17 protein-coding genes are annotated in these 17,138 nt (G+C 56.9%); 6 read left to right on the forward strand and 11 right to left on the reverse strand.

Annotated elements, in window-relative coordinates:
• Positions 1-230: 230 nt before the first annotated feature.
• A complete protein-coding gene (gene bhcR / locus ACR0ID_RS15895; RefSeq protein WP_480606898.1) occupies positions 231-1,079 on the reverse strand; it encodes an HTH-type transcriptional regulator BhcR in 849 nt (282 codons plus the stop codon).
• 169 nt (positions 1,080-1,248) lie between these two features.
• Here bhcR and bhcA point away from each other — a divergent pair, with 169 nt between their 5' ends.
• From bhcA to bhcD, 4 genes are all read left to right on the forward strand, one after another.
• Positions 1,249-2,439 (forward strand): L-aspartate--glyoxylate aminotransferase BhcA, encoded by a 1,191-nt coding sequence (bhcA, locus tag ACR0ID_RS15900; RefSeq protein ID WP_480606901.1) that lies wholly within the window; start codon positions 1,249-1,251, stop codon positions 2,437-2,439.
• Complete coding sequence (bhcB, locus tag ACR0ID_RS15905) at positions 2,439-3,407, forward strand: beta-hydroxyaspartate dehydratase BhcB (RefSeq protein WP_480496144.1); 969 nt, start codon at positions 2,439-2,441, stop codon at positions 3,405-3,407. The genes bhcA and bhcB overlap by 1 nt, the downstream gene beginning before the upstream one ends.
• Before the next feature lie 41 nt (positions 3,408-3,448).
• Complete coding sequence (gene bhcC, locus ACR0ID_RS15910) at positions 3,449-4,612, forward strand: 3-hydroxy-D-aspartate aldolase BhcC (protein ID WP_480606904.1); 1,164 nt, start codon at positions 3,449-3,451, stop codon at positions 4,610-4,612.
• A gap of 114 nt (positions 4,613-4,726) precedes the next feature.
• Entirely contained in the window at positions 4,727-5,692 is a 966-nt protein-coding gene (gene bhcD, locus ACR0ID_RS15915) for an iminosuccinate reductase BhcD (protein WP_480606907.1), read from the forward strand.
• A gap of 143 nt (positions 5,693-5,835) precedes the next feature.
• Here bhcD and ACR0ID_RS15920 read toward each other — a convergent pair whose 3' ends face one another.
• Genes ACR0ID_RS15920 through puuE form a run of 3 tightly spaced genes read right to left on the reverse strand, consistent with a single transcriptional unit; the run spans position 5,836 to position 9,210 of the window.
• Entirely contained in the window at positions 5,836-7,260 is a 1,425-nt protein-coding gene (locus ACR0ID_RS15920) for a uracil-xanthine permease family protein (RefSeq protein WP_480606909.1), read from the reverse strand.
• 55 nt (positions 7,261-7,315) lie between these two features.
• Positions 7,316-7,801 (reverse strand): ureidoglycolate lyase, encoded by a 486-nt coding sequence (locus ACR0ID_RS15925; protein ID WP_480478180.1) that lies wholly within the window; start codon positions 7,799-7,801, stop codon positions 7,316-7,318.
• On the reverse strand, positions 7,798-9,210 hold the full coding sequence (puuE, locus tag ACR0ID_RS15930) for an allantoinase PuuE (protein ID WP_480606912.1): 1,413 nt from the start codon (positions 9,208-9,210) through the stop codon (positions 7,798-7,800). The genes ACR0ID_RS15925 and puuE overlap by 4 nt, the downstream gene beginning before the upstream one ends.
• 147 nt (positions 9,211-9,357) lie before the next feature.
• On the opposite strand from puuE, the gene uraH reads away from it, so the two are divergent.
• Both uraH and ACR0ID_RS15940 read left to right on the forward strand, forming a co-directional pair.
• On the forward strand, positions 9,358-9,711 hold the full coding sequence (uraH, locus tag ACR0ID_RS15935; RefSeq protein ID WP_480496112.1) for a hydroxyisourate hydrolase: 354 nt from the start codon (positions 9,358-9,360) through the stop codon (positions 9,709-9,711).
• A gap of 133 nt (positions 9,712-9,844) precedes the next feature.
• Entirely contained in the window at positions 9,845-11,077 is a 1,233-nt protein-coding gene (locus tag ACR0ID_RS15940) for a urate hydroxylase PuuD (protein ID WP_480476997.1), read from the forward strand.
• Between the two features lie 112 nt (positions 11,078-11,189).
• Here ACR0ID_RS15940 and ACR0ID_RS15945 read toward each other — a convergent pair whose 3' ends face one another.
• From ACR0ID_RS15945 to paaA, 7 genes are all read right to left on the reverse strand, one after another.
• Positions 11,190-12,431 carry an acyl-CoA dehydrogenase family protein gene (locus ACR0ID_RS15945; protein WP_480606915.1) on the reverse strand — a complete coding sequence of 414 codons (1,242 nt, stop codon included), beginning with the start codon at positions 12,429-12,431 and terminating at the stop codon, positions 11,190-11,192.
• 324 nt (positions 12,432-12,755) lie between these two features.
• On the reverse strand, positions 12,756-13,517 hold the full coding sequence (locus tag ACR0ID_RS15950; RefSeq protein WP_480521248.1) for a Phenylacetic acid catabolic protein: 762 nt from the start codon (positions 13,515-13,517) through the stop codon (positions 12,756-12,758).
• 13 nt (positions 13,518-13,530) lie between these two features.
• Complete coding sequence (locus ACR0ID_RS15955) at positions 13,531-14,604, reverse strand: 2Fe-2S iron-sulfur cluster-binding protein (RefSeq protein ID WP_480521246.1); 1,074 nt, start codon at positions 14,602-14,604, stop codon at positions 13,531-13,533.
• A gap of 13 nt (positions 14,605-14,617) precedes the next feature.
• Positions 14,618-15,079 (reverse strand): 1,2-phenylacetyl-CoA epoxidase subunit PaaD, encoded by a 462-nt coding sequence (gene paaD, locus ACR0ID_RS15960; RefSeq protein WP_480521244.1) that lies wholly within the window; start codon positions 15,077-15,079, stop codon positions 14,618-14,620.
• A 6-nt stretch (positions 15,080-15,085) separates the two neighbouring features.
• Positions 15,086-15,844 (reverse strand): 1,2-phenylacetyl-CoA epoxidase subunit PaaC, encoded by a 759-nt coding sequence (gene paaC, locus ACR0ID_RS15965; RefSeq protein ID WP_480606920.1) that lies wholly within the window; start codon positions 15,842-15,844, stop codon positions 15,086-15,088.
• Entirely contained in the window at positions 15,844-16,128 is a 285-nt protein-coding gene (gene paaB, locus ACR0ID_RS15970) for a 1,2-phenylacetyl-CoA epoxidase subunit PaaB (protein WP_209507558.1), read from the reverse strand. The genes paaC and paaB overlap by 1 nt, the downstream gene beginning before the upstream one ends.
• Before the next feature lie 23 nt (positions 16,129-16,151).
• A complete protein-coding gene (paaA, locus tag ACR0ID_RS15975) occupies positions 16,152-17,129 on the reverse strand; it encodes a 1,2-phenylacetyl-CoA epoxidase subunit PaaA (RefSeq protein WP_480476985.1) in 978 nt (325 codons plus the stop codon).
• Positions 17,130-17,138: the final 9 nt, after the last annotated feature.

Consider the following 17,138-nt stretch of genomic DNA (forward strand, 5'->3'; position numbering starts at 1 on the left):
AACTCATGCAGAAAAACGGCCCCTTCAAAAACCTCTTCGACCAACAGTTCAATAAACACAAACAAAAAGTCGCAGAGTAATAGGGGGAGCTGAAAATCAGATAACCGGTAAGAGTCACGCCTGTTCTGCTGTTGAGTTTGTCTGTGCACAATGCGCGTCTCAGCGCGTTGGTGTTGTGGCGCGGCAAGCGGATCCGGGGTCAGCGTTCGCCGCAATCTGGCGGCAAAGCCTTAGGGTTGCGGTGGCAAAACTGTCCCACCAATAGCCAGCGTCAACTGGCGCGCTGCTTCCATCACCGGGCGGCTCAGCCGTTCGATTTCGGCCGCTCCGACGCGACTGGTTGGCCCGGACACTGAAAGCCCCGCGACCGCCTCTCTGTTGATATCGAAAACGGGTGCTGCAATGCATCGCATACCCGTAGTCTTTTCTTCGTTATCCACGGAAAAACCCCGCAATCTGATTGCTGCAAGATCTTTCTTCAACGCCTCAGCGCCGGTAATCGACTGATCCGTAAAAGCCTGTAAATTCGCTGAGGCCAACCTTCGGTTCAATCTGTCTCCGTCCATGTGGGCCAATAACGCTTTTCCGATGCCCGACGCGTGCATGGGTGACAATGTACCGGGCGGAAAAAACGCCCGGATACTTTCATGTGTTTCAACCTGGCTCAGGAACAGCACCAGACCTTCTTTCTCAATTCCCAGATTGGCGGTTTCACCCGTGGTTTCCATCAATTTGCGCATGATCGGCCTTGCCCGTTCCACCAGACTGGTACGACGCAAAAACCGCGAGCCGATCACAAACGCCTGCGGGCCAATGTGCCAAACCTGGTCTTCATGGTCGAACTCGACCAGGCCCCTGCCCTGTAACGTCACGAGGATGCGATAAACGGTGGCCGGAGCCTGACGCATTTCATCTGAAAGTTCAGTAAGAGCTTTGCCTTGCGCCTGGCTCAGATATTCGAAAACCTCCATCGCCCGATCCAGTGATTTGATCGTATTCTGCGCGGTTTTGTCATCCCACCCCCGCGGTCTTCCCCGGGCTTTGCGACGGAGTTTCGGGTCATTGTCTTGCAATTCCATAAAAACCCTCTGATCATTTATGAAAGACTATTTCAGGATATGAAAAATATAACCCACTGACAACTATAAGTTAAATCTCTTATCACGAATTCTGAAATGCGTTTTCAAAAAAATTTCCAATCGGGTTGCTGAAACTTATTGTGCTGGCAAGGACGGAAGGAGACCATCCATGAGCTTTCAAAACCCCGTTTTCATCCCGGGCCCGACGAACATCCCGGAAAGCCTGCGCAAAGCCTGCGATATGCCCACGATCGACCATCGTTCGCCATTGTTCGGGCAAATCCTGCATCCTGCGCGCGCTGGCGTGCGGGACATTCTGAAAAGCGACAGCGCCGAAGTCTTCATTTTCCCGTCGACCGGAACCGGGGGCTGGGAAACCGCCCTGACCAATACGCTGTCCGCCGGTGACAAGGTTCTGACGGCCCGCAACGGCATGTTCAGCCATCGATGGATCGATATGTGCCAGCGCCATGGGCTGAATGTTGAGATCGTCGAAACCCCGTGGGGCGATGGGCTGCCGGCTGACAGGTACGAAGAAATCCTTGCCGCCGACAAAAGCCATGAGATCAAGGTTGTTCTAGCCACGCATAACGAGACGGCAACTGGCGTGAAGTCGGATATCGCTGCTGTGCGCAAGGCGCTGACTGCCGCGCAACACCCGGCCCTGCTGTTTGTTGATGGTGTCTCATCAATCGCGTCGATGGATTTCCGGTTTGATGAATGGGGCGTGGATGTTGCCGTTACGGGGTCGCAGAAGGGTTTCATGTTACCCGCTGGCCTTGCCATCGTCGGTTTCAGCCGGAAAGCGATGGAAGCAACCAAAACCGGCACTCTGCCCCGCACATTCTTTGACGTCCGGGACATGACCAAGGGATACGCCAACAATGCTTACCCCTATACACCCGCTGTCGGGTTGATGAATGGCCTCAATCAAGCCTGCTCTATGCTGCTGCGTGAAGGTCTGGAGAACGTTTTTGCCCGGCACCACCGGATTGCGGAAGGGGTCCGTGCCGCTGTGGGGGCGTGGGGGCTGGAGCTTTGTGCCAGCAGCCCGGCGGTCTATTCCGATACCGTAAGCGCAATCCGTACGCCGAACGGCTTCAACGCGACGGATATTGTCACGCACGCAGCTGAAAAATACGGCGTTGCCTTTGGCGTGGGCCTTGGTGAGGTCGCGGGCAAGGTGTTCCGGATCGGGCATCTGGGCAGCCTGACGGATGTCATGGCTCTGTCCGGGATCGCCACTGCCGAGATGTGCATGGTTGACCTGGGACTGAATATCGACCTGGGGTCCGGAGTTGCCGCCGCACAGGAATACTATCGCGGCCATCCCGGTTCCGTTCAGAAGAACGCGGCATGATGAAGGATTGCACAATGTATATCCCAACCTATGAAGACATGCTTGCGGCGCATGACCGGATCAAACCCTATATCCGCCGCACCCCGGTGCGAACTTCGGACTTTCTCAATGAACTGTCAGGCGCGCAGCTGTTCTTCAAATGCGAAAACTTTCAGGAACCAGGCGCTTTCAAAGTACGAGGTGCTGCGAATGCGGTTTTTGGGCTGGATGAGAAACAGGCTGAAAAAGGTGTCGCCACCCATTCTTCGGGCAATCACGCCTCGTGCCTGTCTTATGCGGCGATGAAACGGGGCATTCCCTGCAACGTGGTCATGCCTCGGACAGCGCCGCAGGCCAAGAAGGATACGGTCCGCCGTTATGGAGGGAAGATTACAGAATGCGAACCCTCCACCTCGTCGCGCGAAGCGACATTTGCCGAGGTTCAGGCGGCTACGGGCGGTGACTTTGTTCATCCCTACAACGATCCTCGGGTCATCGCCGGGCAAGGCACCTGTTCGCGAGAGTTTATCGAGCAGACCGACGGTCTGGACGCGGTCGTTGCGCCAATCGGCGGTGGTGGCATGGTGTCTGGAACCTGTTTGACCCTGTCCAATCTGGCCCCAGAAACAGCGGTCATCGCGGCAGAACCCGAACAGGCAGACGACGCCTATCGCAGCTTCAAGGCCGGTCATATCATCGCGGATGATGCTCCAAAGACTATTGCTGACGGGTTGCTGGTTCCGCTGAAGGATCTCACCTGGCATTTCGTATCGAACCACGTTTCAGAAATTTACACTGCCTCCGAGCAGGAGATCATCGATGCGATGAAACTGACATGGAAGCACCTGCGGATTGTGATGGAGCCATCTTCGGCCGTTCCGCTGGCCACGGTTCTCAAGAACCCGGACGCATTCAAGGGCAAGCGTGTCGGACTGATTGTTACAGGTGGCAATGTCGATCTGGACCGGCTGCCCTGGATGAACGCCTGAATATTCCCCAACAAAAACAATCCCGGTATAGGATTACGGAGATGAAAGATATGAGCACTCTCGACCAGTTCGAAGTAGGTTACGACATTCCGGCCAAGCCTGGCATGGACGAAGCAGATATCCAGACACCCAGCCTGATTTTGGATCTCGACGCGCTTGAACGCAATATCAGGAAGATGGGCGATTATGCCAAAGCGCACGGGATGCGTCACCGCGTGCATGGTAAAATGCACAAGTCGGTCGACGTGGCCAAGCTGCAAGAGAAAATCGGTGGTGCCGTCGGTGTCTGCTGCCAGAAAGTTTCCGAGGCCGAAGTGTTCGTTCGTGGTGGGATAAAGGACGTTCTGGTTTCGAACCAGGTGCGTGACCCGGCCAAAATTGACCGCCTCGCACGCCTGCCAAAACTGGGCAGCCGCATTATTGTATGTGTCGATGATCTGGAAAACGTCGCTGACCTTTCGGCGGCGGCAGTCCGGCATGGAACACAGCTGGAAGTCTTCGTGGAAATCGATTGCGGCGCAGGTCGGTGCGGGGTCACAACGACACCCGAAGTGATTGAAATCGCCAAGGCGGTTGAGGCTGCTGACAACCTGAAATTCAGCGGAATTCAGGCCTATCAGGGCGCAATGCAACACCTCGACAGCTATGAGTCACGCAAGGAGAAACTGGATACCGCCATCGCGATGGTCAAAGACGCAGTAGACGGCCTTAAAGCCGAGGGTATCGAGTGCGAGCTGGTCTCGGGCGGCGGTACTGGGTCATACTACTTCGAATCCAACTCGGGCGTGTATAATGAGCTGCAATGCGGGTCTTATGCGTTCATGGATGCCGATTACGGTCGCATCCTGGACGAGAACGGCAACCGGATCGACCAGGGCGAATGGGAAAACGCATTCTTCATCCTGACCAGCGTCATGAGCCACGCCAAGGCTGACAAGGCAATCGTCGATGCGGGTCTCAAGGCTCAGTCGGTGGATAGCGGTCTGCCTGTTGTTTTCGGGCGTGACGATGTCGAATACATCAAATGCTCGGATGAACATGGCGTCGTGATGGATCCGAGCGGGGCGCTCAAGGTCAATGACAAGCTAAAGTTGGTGCCGGGGCACTGTGACCCAACCGCAAACGTACATGATTGGTATGTGGGCGTCCGGAATGGCAAGGTCGAATGCGTGTGGCCAGTGTCAGCCCGCGGCCGCGCGTACTGAGCCTGATTGCTCAAAGAATAAGCTTTCGGCCAAACATGGCCGGACAGTCGCCCGTGCGCGCCCGCTTTTTGTCGGTGAAACGCACGGGCGCACGAATTTTGAATGGAGAATGACATGCTGATCGTACCCGAGCGCGAAATCGCCAACCTCATGACCCGCGACGCGGCCTTTGAAGCCGTCGAACAGGTCTTTGCCTCTATGGCCGCAGGGGACGCCTACAACTTTCCTGTCGTGCGCGAAGCCATCGGGCATGAGGACGCTCTGTACGGCTTTAAAGGCGGGTTTGATCGCGCCGGGCTGACACTGGGCCTGAAGGCCGGGGGGTATTGGCCGAACAACCTGGAAAAGCGCGGGTTGATCAATCACCAATCCACTGTTTTTCTTTTTGACCCTGACACCGGGAAACCGTCGGCGATGGTTGGCGGCAACCTTTTGACGGCCTTGCGCACTGCAGCGGCCTCTTCTGTATCTATCAAGCACCTTGCCCGTGCGGGCGCGCGGGTGATCGGTGTGATCGGGGCCGGGCATCAGGCAACCTTTCAGCTACGCTCGGCGCTGGAGACCCACACCTTTGAAAAGGTCCTTGGCTGGAACTACCACCCCGAGATGCTGCCCAACATTGAAAAGGTCGCCAGTGAAGCCGGTGTTCCGTTTGAAGCGGTCGAACTTGATGGCATGACCGAAGCGGATGTCATAATCTCGATCACCTCGGCTTTTGCACCATCGCTGATGGCAAACCATGTCAGCCCCGGAACGCATATCGCGTGCATGGGAACGGACACCAAGGGCAAGCAGGAAGTCGAGGCGGCGTTGCTGGCCAAAGCATCTGTATTCACAGATGAAATCGCACAGTCGATTTCGATTGGCGAGGCTCAACACGCCGTGGCACAGGGCCTGATCAGGGAAAGTGACCTGGTCCAGTTGGGTGCGGTCATCAACGGAACGAACCCGGGCCGGACATCAGACGATCAGATCACGTTGTTCGATGGCACTGGCGTAGGTCTTCAGGATCTGGCGGTTGCTGCGTCTGTTGTCGAGCTGGCCGTACAGAAAGGCATCGCGATTGAGGTCGATTTCTGATGGCATCCCCGTGTGGTCGCCTAAGCGTCGCGTCGAAATACGCGTTTCTTATGTGAGCGATGGGCCAAGCCTGCCAGGCCTGAAACCAAAAAGCGGCGCACTACGTGCGCCGCTTTTTCATCTACAATTCCGGGCTGAACCGGTCAGACGTGATCGTCCTGTTTGATAGAGCCCAACCCGTGGCCTGCCATTCCACCGGACACCTCTTCCGTCGCTTCATCCGAAAGCTCTTCGGGCAGAACCAGATTCGAGACAATGGCAATGATAGAAGCAGGCAATATCCCGGATGTCGCCAGAACTTTGAGAGTTCCGGGCAGATGCTGTAAAGCGCCGGGCTCTAATTGCAAGCCCAGACCCAGGCTGAGTGAAATCGCAAAGATCACCATGTTGCGGCGGTTCCACGTCACGTCCGACAGCATCGAGACACCAGCTGCAACCACCATACCGAACATCACGATCACACCGCCGCCCAGAACCTCGATCGGAACGGACGAGATCACCGCGCCGATCTTGGGGATAAGCCCGCATATGATCAGGAACAGGGCACCTATGGTTACGACCGTGCGGCTCATGACGCCGGTCATCGCGATCAGGCCGACATTCTGACTGAACGACGTGTTCGGCAGGGCCCCAAAGATGCCTGATACAGCAGTTCCAAGACCATCGGCAAAAGTCGCGCCCTGAATTTCCTTGTCGGTTGCCTCGCGTCCCGCGCCGCCCTTGGTGATACCGGACACATCCCCGACCGTTTCAACAGCCGACACGAAAGACATCGCACAGAACCCAATGATCGCCGCGAATGAAAACTCGATACCGAAGTGAAACGGGTTCGGCATGGCAAACGGAGACGCGCGCCCGACATTGCCCAAATTCACCTGACCCAGTGCGAATGCCACCACGTAGCCGACCAACAGGCCAATCAGAACCGCCGACACCGACAGCATACCACGGGCAAAAAACTTCAGGCCCAAAGTAACAACAATCACAGTTCCGGCCATGAGCCAGTTCAGACCAGAGCCGTACTCTTCGGTACCGATGGCGGGTACACCGCCTGCCGCGTACTGGATGCCGACTTTGACAAGCGCAAGCCCGATCATGGTGACAACAAGACCGGTAACCAAGGGCGGAAGCGCAAAGCGAATACGGCCAATGAACAACCCAAGGCTGGCATGAAACAGGCCGCCAACGACTATACCACCCATCAATACGGCAATCGCATCAACGCCCTTTCCAACCACCAACGGGATCATGATCGGAATAAAGGCAAATGACGTCCCCTGCACGATTGGCAGGCGGGCACCAACAGGCCCCAGCCCAATGGTCTGGAACAGTGTCGCAACACCCGCAAAGAACATCGACATCTGGATCATGTAAATCATCTGCGGGAAATCGGGGCTGTTCGAACCAAACCCGAAACCCGCCGCACCGCAAACGATGATCGCTGGCGTGACGTTGGAAACGAACATCGCCAGCACGTGCTGAATTCCCAAAGGAACCGCCTTCAGAATTGGCGGGGTGTAGTTCGGGTCACGGAGCTGCTCCGGCGTCCCTAAAGTTGCATCTGACATCGCGTTTTTCCTCCCAAAAAACTACGTGGGCCGGCCCCTCTTCCGGCAATGTCCCCTATTCAGTGATCGTGTAGGCGTTCTGGAACCAATACTCCTCAAGGTTTGGCCCGTTTCCTATTCGGTCGACCACGGCGAACAACCCGGGGGGATGAAGCGGTGTCAGAACCCCGTGCCAGGTGTTCCGGTGATAATTCACGCCCTGTCCGGGCGCGGTGATGAATGCAACAGGCTCACCCGGCACACCCGCGTTGTCGGGCGCCACAACAACGACAAAGGGTTTATCTGAAAGCGGCAGAAAGGCCTGGCTGCCGTCGGGGTGGCGCTCGACCATTTCAAGTTTGATAGGCAGGTTGAAGGCCCGGGATTGGAAAACGCTGATCCCTGCGCGCCCCTCATGGAAATCCAGCTGGGCGCGATCATGGTATCGTGCGCATTTTCCCTGATTGATGTATTTGTCCACCGCCCCAGACACCTCGATGACATCGCCGAACGGCGCAAAGGCCTCGGCGGTCAGTGGCCGGAGTTTCAGCGTGGATGTCATTGCGCGAATTTCTCGATCAACCGCAACTCGGCAATCCGTTCGACCTGACGGCAGGCCTCAGCGAATTCGGTGTCTCGGTCACTGTCTATCCGACGGTGAAAAGCCTCCAGAATGCTTGCTTTGGTGTTGTCCTTGACCGCAATGATAAAAGGAAAGCCGAACTTGGTTGTGTAGGCGTCGTTCAGGGTCGTGAAGGTCACACGTTCTTCATCTGTCAGCATGTCCAGACCTGCCCCAGCCTGTTCTGCCGTGCTTTCCTTGGTCAGACGTCCCGCAGCAGCAAGTTTGCCTGCCAAATCAGGGTGGGCTGTCAGGACGCCAAGCCGCTGCTCGGTTGTGGCGGAACGGAATACGCGCGCCAGCGCGTTGTGAACACCTGCGGCATTGTCATGTGTGGGGCCCAGCTCCAGATCAAAGGCCGCTTGGGCAATCCACGGGCTGTGTTCGAACACACCGCCAAATTCAGCAACAAAATTTGGCCGGTCCATTTCCGACGGGGTCAGCTGTTGACTTGGCGGATGCGTTTGCGCCCAGTGATCAGCGATTTGTTCGCGGGTGGCAAACCAGACCCCGTCATGTTTCTTGAAGTGGTCGAGTGCGCGTTTCAGGGCCATGGCGCGACCAGGGCGGCCGATGAGACGGCAATGCAGTCCGATCGAAAGCATCTTCGGCTCGCCCGCTTGGCCTTCGGCGTAGAGCATGTCGAAGCTGTCCTTGAGATAGCTTTCAAACTGTTCGCCGTTGGTATAGCCCGCCTGAATTGCAAACCGCATATCGTTGCAATCCATTGTGTAAGGCACGATCAACTGATCCTTGCCACTAGCCTTGACCCAATAAGGCAAATCGTCGGCATAGCTGTCGGCAATATAGGCCAGCTCGCCTTCGGCGGCGGCCAGATCGACCGTGTTCATCGAACAGCGGCCCGTGTACCAGCCACGCGGTGGTTTGCCCACAACCTCGGCATGAAGCCGGATCGCCTCACGGATCTGGACGCGTTCTTCTTCCGCATCCATGTCCTTGTGCTCAACCCATTTCAGGCCATGGCTGGCAATCTCCCAGCCTGCGGCCTTCATCGCCGCAACCTGCGCCGGTGCACGGGCCAATGCTGTGGCAACGCCATAAACCGTAACAGGAAGGTCCTGTAAAAGCCGATGCACCCGCCAGAATCCGGCGCGGCTGCCGTATTCGTAGATGGATTCCATGTTCCAGTGCCTTTGCCCGGGCCAAGGGGCCGCACCGGTGATTTCGGAAAGAAACGCCTCGGATGCGGCATCCCCGTGCAAAACGTTGTTTTCGCCGCCTTCTTCATAGTTCAGCACAATCTGAACTGCGATTTTGGCCCCGTTTGGCCAGTTTGCGTTTGGCACTTGCCGGCCATAGCCGGTCATGTCTCGTGGATACCGCGTCACATCAATTTCCCTCTTGGTGAAAAGACGAATAACCCAAACAATCACCTATGTTTTTCAAAAAATACTGTAAGCAGTCTTTTGACAGACTGCCTTTGCCTGCCGCAAGGGTATTGCAATAGTAACAGCGATGCTTAGCGAGAGGTGCAAATGGCCGGTTACCTTACAACACATGTCCTGGATACGGCACGGGGCTGCCCTGCCAATGGGATGAAGATCGAGTTGTTCCGGATCAACGGAACAGACCGCGCGTTGCTGAAAACTCTGCTCACCAACGAAGACGGTCGCACCGATGAACAAATCCTTCCCGAAGCCGAGTTTTCGACAGGCGAATACGAATTGGTGTTTCATGCGGGCGAATACCTCGACGCCAGTGGCGTGCCGCCTGAAAGCCCGCGTTTTCTGGACTTGATTCCGATCCGGTTCGGAATGTCCGAACACGCCCATTATCATGTTCCGCTACTACTTTCGCCTTTCAGCTACGCGACCTATCGCGGAAGCTGAGCGTTGCGCCGCGTGATCCTGTAGACTGACATTGTATTGTTATTTTTGATACTGCTTGATCTTTCGTAGCAATACCCGATGAAAACTCTATCACCTAGAGTGCCGAAGAACTTGGATATGTAGGAGCACCGCCATGTATGACCTGGCTGTTTTGTGGGAGTGGATGGCCTTTTCCGTCCGCTGGCTGCATGTGATCACGGCGATGGCGTGGATCGGCGCGTCATTCTATTTTATCGCGCTCGACCTTATGCTTAAGCCGAACCCTGCCTTGCCAGAAGGGGCCTATGGCGAAGAGTGGGAGGTGCACGGGGGCGGGTTCTATCACACCGTCAAATATCTGGTCGCACCCGCGCGTATGCCCGAGCACCTGACCTGGCACAAATGGCAGAGCTATACGACATGGCTTTCGGGTGCGGCCTTGCTCATGATCATATATTGGGTCGGGGGCGAGTTGTTCCTGCTTGATCCGACCAAAGCGGATCTGGCTTTGTGGCAGGGGATATTGATCTCGGGCGGGTCACTGACCATCGGCTGGCTGCTTTACGACCAGATGTGCAAGTCGCGCCTGAGTGAGCAACCCACCGCGCTGATGCTGTTGCTGTTCGTGATTCTGGTGGCCATGTCCTGGGGTTACAATCAGATTTTTACCGGTCGTGCCGCGCTTTTGCACCTGGGTGCGTTCACTGCAACCATCATGACGGCCAATGTGTTCTTCCAGATTATGCCCAACCAGCGGATCGTGGTGGAAGACCTCAAGGCGGGTCGGACGCCGGATGCCAAATATGGAAAGATCGCCAAGGTGCGGTCGACGCACAACAACTACCTGACGTTGCCCGTCGTGTTCCTGATGCTGTCGAACCATTATCCTCTGGCCTTTGGCACCCAGTATTCATGGATCATCGCCAGCCTGATCTTCCTGACCGGCGTGACCATCCGCCACTACTTCAACACGATGCACGCAACCGGGAAAGGGCCGCACTGGACCTGGGGTGTTACTGTCATCCTCATGATCGTGATCGCATGGCTGTCTTCTGTCAGAACCGGCGAAACATGGGAGGACGCCGAAGCAAGGGCGCTGACATCTTACGAAGAAAAATTTGCGTCGGCTGCGGGGTTTGAAGAAGCCTATGACACTGTGCTGGGCAACTGCTCGATGTGCCATGCCCGCGAGCCGGTTTATGGCACCATGAAATGGGCCCCCAAGAAGGTTTATCTTGAAACACCCGGCGATGTTGCCCGGCACGCCGACCAGATTTACCTGCAGGCCGGAATCAGCCATGCCATGCCGCCACCCTCAGCGGTTCAAATGGACGTGGAAGCGCGCCAAACCATCATCGCATGGGTGCGCGAGGTCAGAGGGCAGTAGGATTTTCACAGGACGTCCTTTCTTTCGCTTCCTGCCCCATGCCGCTGGACAAATACCCTGTTTCTGCCGCTCAAACAAAGCAGGGCGCGCAAGACCTGATGCCGCCCCCGGCCTAGCGCGATGGAGGGGTCAGCCATTGGGCCGACATGCCAAAGTTCGAGTTCTTCAACTCTTGCTTGGCAATGGCCTGCAAATGCACCTCATCCGGCCCATCCGCGTAACGCAGCGCGCGCGCCCAGGTATAGCTGTCGGCCAGCGGAGTATCCGGGGTCATGCCCATCGCGCCAAAGACCTGCATCGCGCGATCCGTGACAGCAGCATGCACATTGGGCGCCACGACCTTGATCAATGAAATCTCTCGGAATGCTTCTTTTGCGCCCACCTGATCAATCTTCCAGGCCGCTTTCAAGGTTAGCAGTCGCGCCTGTTCGATCTCTAACCGGGACTTGGCAATCCATTCGCGGATCACGCCCTGTTCTGCAAGCTGCTTGCCAAACGCCTTCCGTTCCTGCGCGCGTTCGACCATCAGGTTAAGTGCCATTTCCGCCGCACCGATCGATCGCATGCAATGGTGGATGCGACCGGGACCAAGCCGGGCCTGCGCCAGAGCGAACCCGCTGCCTTCCTCTCCTAAAAGATTGCTGACCGGGACGCGCACATCCTTAAAGACCAGCTCGGCATGACCCTCGGGGTCGTGCATGTTCAGAATGGTGGGGTTGCGAACAATCTCAAAACCGGGCGTGTTCCTTGGGACAATGACCATGCTCTGCTGCTTGTGCCGATCCGCATTGGGATCCGTTTTACCCATGACGATAAACAATCTGGTGTTCGGGTGGCAGGCGTTTGTGATGAACCACTTGCGGCCATTGATGACGTATTCATCCCCCTCACGCCGTATCGAAGTGGTAATATTGGTCGCGTCCGAACTGGCCACATCCGGTTCAGTCATCGCAAAAGAGGATCGGATTTCACCGTTCAACAGCGGCACCAGCCACGTCTCGCGCTGTTCCGGAGTAGCAAACATGTGCAACAGTTCCATGTTGCCGGTATCGGGCGCGCTGCAATTGAACACTTCCGAAGACCAGGCCACCTGCCCCATAAGTTCGGCCAGCGGCGCGTATTCCAGATTGCTCAGCCGGGTGCCGGGTTCATCGTCGCGCAGGCTGGGCAGGAACAAGTTCCACAACCCTTCGGCCTGGGCTAACGCCTTGAGATCTTCCATAAACGAGACCGGGAAACTGCCTGCCGCCATTTCTTCTTTGTGATCGCGTATGCGCGGGTAAATATGCGCCTCCATAAATGCTTTCAGGCGGTCATACATTTCCGTGGCGCGCGGTGATGGGGCAAAATCCATGGCGGTTCCTTCCGGTGCGTTGTGGCAGTGATGTCCTCAAACCCTGTTCGCGCCAGCACGGCCGCCAAGGCACTGTCTTCTGGTGAGTTTTATCTGGCGCTTGATTACGCTCAGTTTGCGCAATCACTCCGATATGAAAAGAGGAAAATACCAATACCGCAATCTGCCGGCGTGAAACGTCAGGTCATTGCTCTCAGAACCTGGTGGACCAACAATACCTAAGGCGATGACCAGATCCCACTCGGAGATTTGCACCGCCGGGCGAGTTTCACATCGCCCGCGCCCGGAAGTGCCTCTCAACGCGCCTTTGGCGTTTACACAGAACTAGGCCGGTGGTTTCAGGCCCAACTGTTTCACGGCGGCGCCTGCTGTCTGAACCCATCGCTCTTTTAGGGCGTTGTTGCCATTGTGGCGCAAGCCCAGCGATTTCAGAAGCTCAAACCGTTTCAGATCATCGCCACCAAAGGACACAGCAACACGGGGCCACCAATAGTTAACCGCATCCTGCATCTGCTCGGTCTCTCCGTTCCCGGCAAGCTTCACAGCACCTTCCAGCGCCAACGCGCCATGATGGGCTTCGACCGGGGCGATGCTGCGGAACGCTTCGGCCAACGGTTGATAGGAAACCATTGAAAATTCGGCCAGTTGTTCCATGACCGCACGGCTCATCAGCAGGTTCATGATGACGGCGTCAGTCCAGCCCGAGATCGGATAATTGAATACCGCAAGGCGCATGTCATGCGCGCTGCGGGTCGCACCGATATCTGCGTCACGATCCAGGCGGGCCGTCCACGGATGATGTGTGGCATATCTCTCGGTATCGGCCCCAAACTCACCCATTATCCTGAGAACCTGATCGGCGTGATCCGTTTTCTCAAGAACAATCCTCGCGGCTGCGATACGTTCCTTGATTCCCGGACCCTGATTGATGATGTCTGCGAATCCGGCGGCACCGGCAAGTTCGCTGTCCACGAACGTGGCCATCAGCTTCATGAGTTCGGCGCGGTAGCGCGGCGGAACATTGGTCGGGTTGGTCAGCACACCGCCGGCGGCCAGATAGCTGTCGAGTGTCATGGTGTCAGTCATCTGTCTTCTCCCTTTACTGGTCGTAGTCCACGACCACGCGGTCGGTGACCGGATAGGCCTGACAGCTCAGTACATAGCCTTTTTCAACCTCGTAATCCTCAAGCGCGTGATTGGCGAGCATCTCGACCTCGCCTTCCAGAACGCGGCAGCGGCAGGTTGAACAAACACCGGCCTTGCAGGCGTAAGGGGCGTCCATGGCGTTTTCCAAGGCAGCGTCCAGAATGGATTTGTCCTTGGGCAGAGTTATCGTCTGAGTGGACCCATCAAGAGTGATCGATGCGCTGGTTTGGTTCGCCTGCGTGCCCGCATCTGCCGCACCTTCCTTGCGTTTGGCCCGGCCCGGCTGAGCGCTGGCAAAGAGTTCAAACTTGATCTGCCTGTCGTCAAGACCATGCGCGCGCAGCGCTGCAGCAATCCCCAGCATCATCGGCTCGGGACCGCAAATAAAGGCTGTGTCCACGTTCTGAATATCGACCCAATGTTTGAACAGGTCGGCGCATTTTTCCTGCGTCACCAGACCGGTGAACAGGTCGATCTCCTGTGCATCCGCCTCAAGAATATGGATTACGTTCAGGCGGCCCATATAGAGGTTTTTCAGATCTTCCAGCTCTTCGCGGAACATGATCGTGTTGATGCCCTTGTTGGCGTAGATCAGCGTAAAGCGGGACTTGGGTTCGCGGGTCAGGGTTGTCTTCAGGATCGACAGAACCGGCGTGATGCCAGAGCCGCCAGCGAAACCGAGATACTGCTTTTCCGCATCAGCATCGATCGGAGTGTGAAAGCTGCCCATCGGTGGCATCGCCTGCACAACGTCCCCGACGTTAAGCTCGGAATTGGCCCAACTGGAGAATGCGCCGCCCTCGACACGTTTGATCCCGACTTGCAGTACCCCGTCATCCTTGCCCGCACAAATGGAGTAGGACCGACGCAGTTCTTCTCCGTCAAAGTCGCGGCGAAACGTCAGGTATTGGCCTGCGGTGAAATCGAACTGATCCGCCGCGCCGTTGACAGGCTCAAGCGTCACGACAACCGCATCGCGGATGGTTTTGTGGATGTCGGTGACTTTCAGGTCATGAAAACGTGCCATCCGGTGCTCCTCCTCAGATGCACTTGAAATAGTCAAAGGGTTCCAGGCAGTCGGTACAGCGCCAATGGGCCTTGCACGGGGTCGAGCCGAACTGGCTGACCTTTTCAACCGCTTTACTGCCGCAATGCGGGCAGCGCTCTGGCCCGCCCGCCGGTTGTGGCGGGGCGATGCCAAACTCTTCCAGCTTGGCGCGGCCTTTTTCGCTCAGCCAATCGGTTGTCCAGGCTGGTGAGATGCAGGTTTCGATCCGCACGTCTTTGATACCGTGATCGTGCAACGCGGTTTCGATATCCATGCTGATGACGGATGTTGCCGGACAGCCCGAATAGGTTGGCGTCACCGTCACGAGCAGCGTTTCGGCATCCCAACGCACATCGCGTACGATCCCGAGATCGACAACCGAGATTACCGGAATCTCGGGATCCGGTACGGCATCCAGCCAGTCCCAGATCTGGTCGGTCGAGTGGCGTTGCATCACATGTTACCAGCTTGCACCGGGATATGCGCGCTGCAACCACTGCATCTGCGTCAAAAGGTGCCCCAGATGTTCCGTATGCATGCGCCCGTCACGCCCGCCTTTATGGGCAAATCGGCTTTCCGGAAGGGTCAATGTCGCCTTGGCCAGAACCCGTTTGACCAGCGCATCATATTCTTCGCGCAGATCGGCCAGGTTCGGCGCGATCCCGGTAGCAACCATCTGCGCGTCGATGTCATCGCTGACAAACATCTCGCCTACATATGGCCAGAGGTAATCCAGCGCTGCCTGCATCCGGGTGTGGCTTTCTTCTGTTCCATCACCCAGACCTACGACCGTTTCTGCCGAACGCTCCAGATGATAGGCGACTTCCTTGCTGGCTTTGGCAGCAATCGCGGCGACACGATCGTCAGAGGATGTCAGAAGACGGCCGAGCATGACCGAATGCCAGGCATCGAACAGGAATTGGCGCATCAGGGTGCGACCGAAATCACCGTTCGGGACCTCGACCAGCAACACATTGCGGAAATCCCACGCGTCGCGCAGAAATGCCAGATCATCGGCGCTTTTGCCGCCACCTATCTCTCCGGCAAGGCCAAGCCACATCTGGGTCTGTCCAATCAGGTCCAGCGCCGTGTTGGCCAGTGCAATATCCTCCTCCAACACTGGCGCGTGGCCGCACCATTCGCTGACGCGATGGCCTAGGATCAGGGTATTGTCGCCCATCCGCAGCAGGAACTGCTGAAACGCTTCGTCGCGGGTCATCACATCGCCCCCACTTCTTCGGGGATGTCGAAAAATGTCGGGTGGCGGTACACTTTGCTTTCGCTGGGCTCATACAACGGGCCTTTGTCGCTGGGCGACGAGGCCGAGATGTTGTTGGCTTCTACCACCCAAATCGACACGCCTTCGTTGCGGCGGGTATAGACGTCGCGTGCATTCTTGATCGCCATTTCCGCGTCCGGGGCATGCAGCGAGCCGACATGTCGGTGGCTCATCCCATGTTGACCGCGGATGAAGATTTCCCACAGGGGCCATTCGGTATTCATCGGGTTTCCTCCTCAGGCTAAGCTTATTCGGCGGCCAGATTGCCGGCCTGTTTCTTGCGCGCGTGGGCCAACAGCCCGTCACGCACCCATTTGCCGTCATCCCAGGCCTTGTTGCGCGCCGCCAGACGGTCGACGTTGCAGGGACCGTTACCCTTGATCACATCGAAGAATTCCGACCAATCCGGCTCTGAGAAATCGTAATGCCCGCGCTCCTCGTTCCACTTCAGGTTCGGGTCGGGGATTGTCAGACCCAGATATTCGGCCTGTGGGACGGTCTGGTCGACGAATTTCTGGCGCAGCTCATCATTGGTGTTGATCTTGATCTTCCAGGCCATCGACTGCGCGGAGTGGACGGAATCCTTGTCGGACGGTCCAAACATCATCAGCGACGGGTACCAGAAGCGGTTCATCGCGTCCTGCGCCATCTTGCGCTGCTCGGGCGTGCCTTCGGCCATCTTGCGGATCGCGTCATAGCCTTGACGCTGATGGAAGCTTTCCTCCTTGCAGATGCGGATCATGGCGCGTGAGTACGGCCCGTAAGACGTTCTTTGCAGCGGCACCTGATTCATGATGGCAGCCCCATCGACCAGCCATCCGACGGCGCCGATATCCGCCCAGTTCAGCGTCGGGTAATTGAAGATCGACGAGTATTTCATGCGACCGTCCAGCAGCATCTCGGTGATCTCATCGCGGCTGACACCCAGTGTTTCGGCCGCACAATACAGGTAAAGCCCATGGCCAGCTTCATCCTGCACCTTGGCTAGAAGGATTGCCTTGCGTTGCAGCGTCGGCGCACGCGTGATCCAGTTCCCTTCGGGCAATTGTCCGACGATCTCGGAATGCGCGTGCTGTCCGATCTGGCGGATCAGCGTTTTACGATACCCTTGAGGCATCCAGTCCTTGGGTTCGATCTTGATATCCGCGTCGATCCGCGCCTGAAATTCAGCAAGCTTTTCAGGATCATCGTTAGACGCCTCGGATTCTACCATCTGGGCATACATGTCCCGTCT

It is taken from the genome of Ruegeria sp. AL2 (assembly GCF_056540845.1).

Bases quoted from the DNA above. Each gene is read 5' to 3' on its own strand.
- bhcR (WP_480606898.1), bottom strand. From the start codon at position 1,079: ATGGAATTGCAAGACAATGACCCGAAACTCCGTCGCAAAGCCCGGGGA.
- bhcA (WP_480606901.1), top strand. From the start codon at position 1,249: ATGAGCTTTCAAAACCCCGTTTTCATCCCGGGCCCGACGAACATCCCG.
- bhcB (WP_480496144.1), top strand. From the start codon at position 2,439: ATGAAGGATTGCACAATGTATATCCCAACCTATGAAGACATGCTTGCG.
- bhcC (WP_480606904.1), top strand. From the start codon at position 3,449: ATGAAAGATATGAGCACTCTCGACCAGTTCGAAGTAGGTTACGACATT.
- bhcD (WP_480606907.1), top strand. From the start codon at position 4,727: ATGCTGATCGTACCCGAGCGCGAAATCGCCAACCTCATGACCCGCGAC.
- ACR0ID_RS15920 (WP_480606909.1), bottom strand. From the start codon at position 7,260: ATGTCAGATGCAACTTTAGGGACGCCGGAGCAGCTCCGTGACCCGAAC.
- ACR0ID_RS15925 (WP_480478180.1), bottom strand. From the start codon at position 7,801: ATGACATCCACGCTGAAACTCCGGCCACTGACCGCCGAGGCCTTTGCG.
- uraH (WP_480496112.1), top strand. From the start codon at position 9,358: ATGGCCGGTTACCTTACAACACATGTCCTGGATACGGCACGGGGCTGC.
- ACR0ID_RS15940 (WP_480476997.1), top strand. From the start codon at position 9,845: ATGTATGACCTGGCTGTTTTGTGGGAGTGGATGGCCTTTTCCGTCCGC.
- ACR0ID_RS15945 (WP_480606915.1), bottom strand. From the start codon at position 12,431: ATGGATTTTGCCCCATCACCGCGCGCCACGGAAATGTATGACCGCCTG.
- ACR0ID_RS15950 (WP_480521248.1), bottom strand. From the start codon at position 13,517: ATGACTGACACCATGACACTCGACAGCTATCTGGCCGCCGGCGGTGTG.
- ACR0ID_RS15955 (WP_480521246.1), bottom strand. From the start codon at position 14,604: ATGGCACGTTTTCATGACCTGAAAGTCACCGACATCCACAAAACCATC.
- paaD (WP_480521244.1), bottom strand. From the start codon at position 15,079: ATGCAACGCCACTCGACCGACCAGATCTGGGACTGGCTGGATGCCGTA.
- paaC (WP_480606920.1), bottom strand. From the start codon at position 15,844: ATGACCCGCGACGAAGCGTTTCAGCAGTTCCTGCTGCGGATGGGCGAC.
- paaB (WP_209507558.1), bottom strand. From the start codon at position 16,128: ATGAATACCGAATGGCCCCTGTGGGAAATCTTCATCCGCGGTCAACAT.
- paaA (WP_480476985.1), bottom strand. From the start codon at position 17,129: ATGTATGCCCAGATGGTAGAATCCGAGGCGTCTAACGATGATCCTGAA.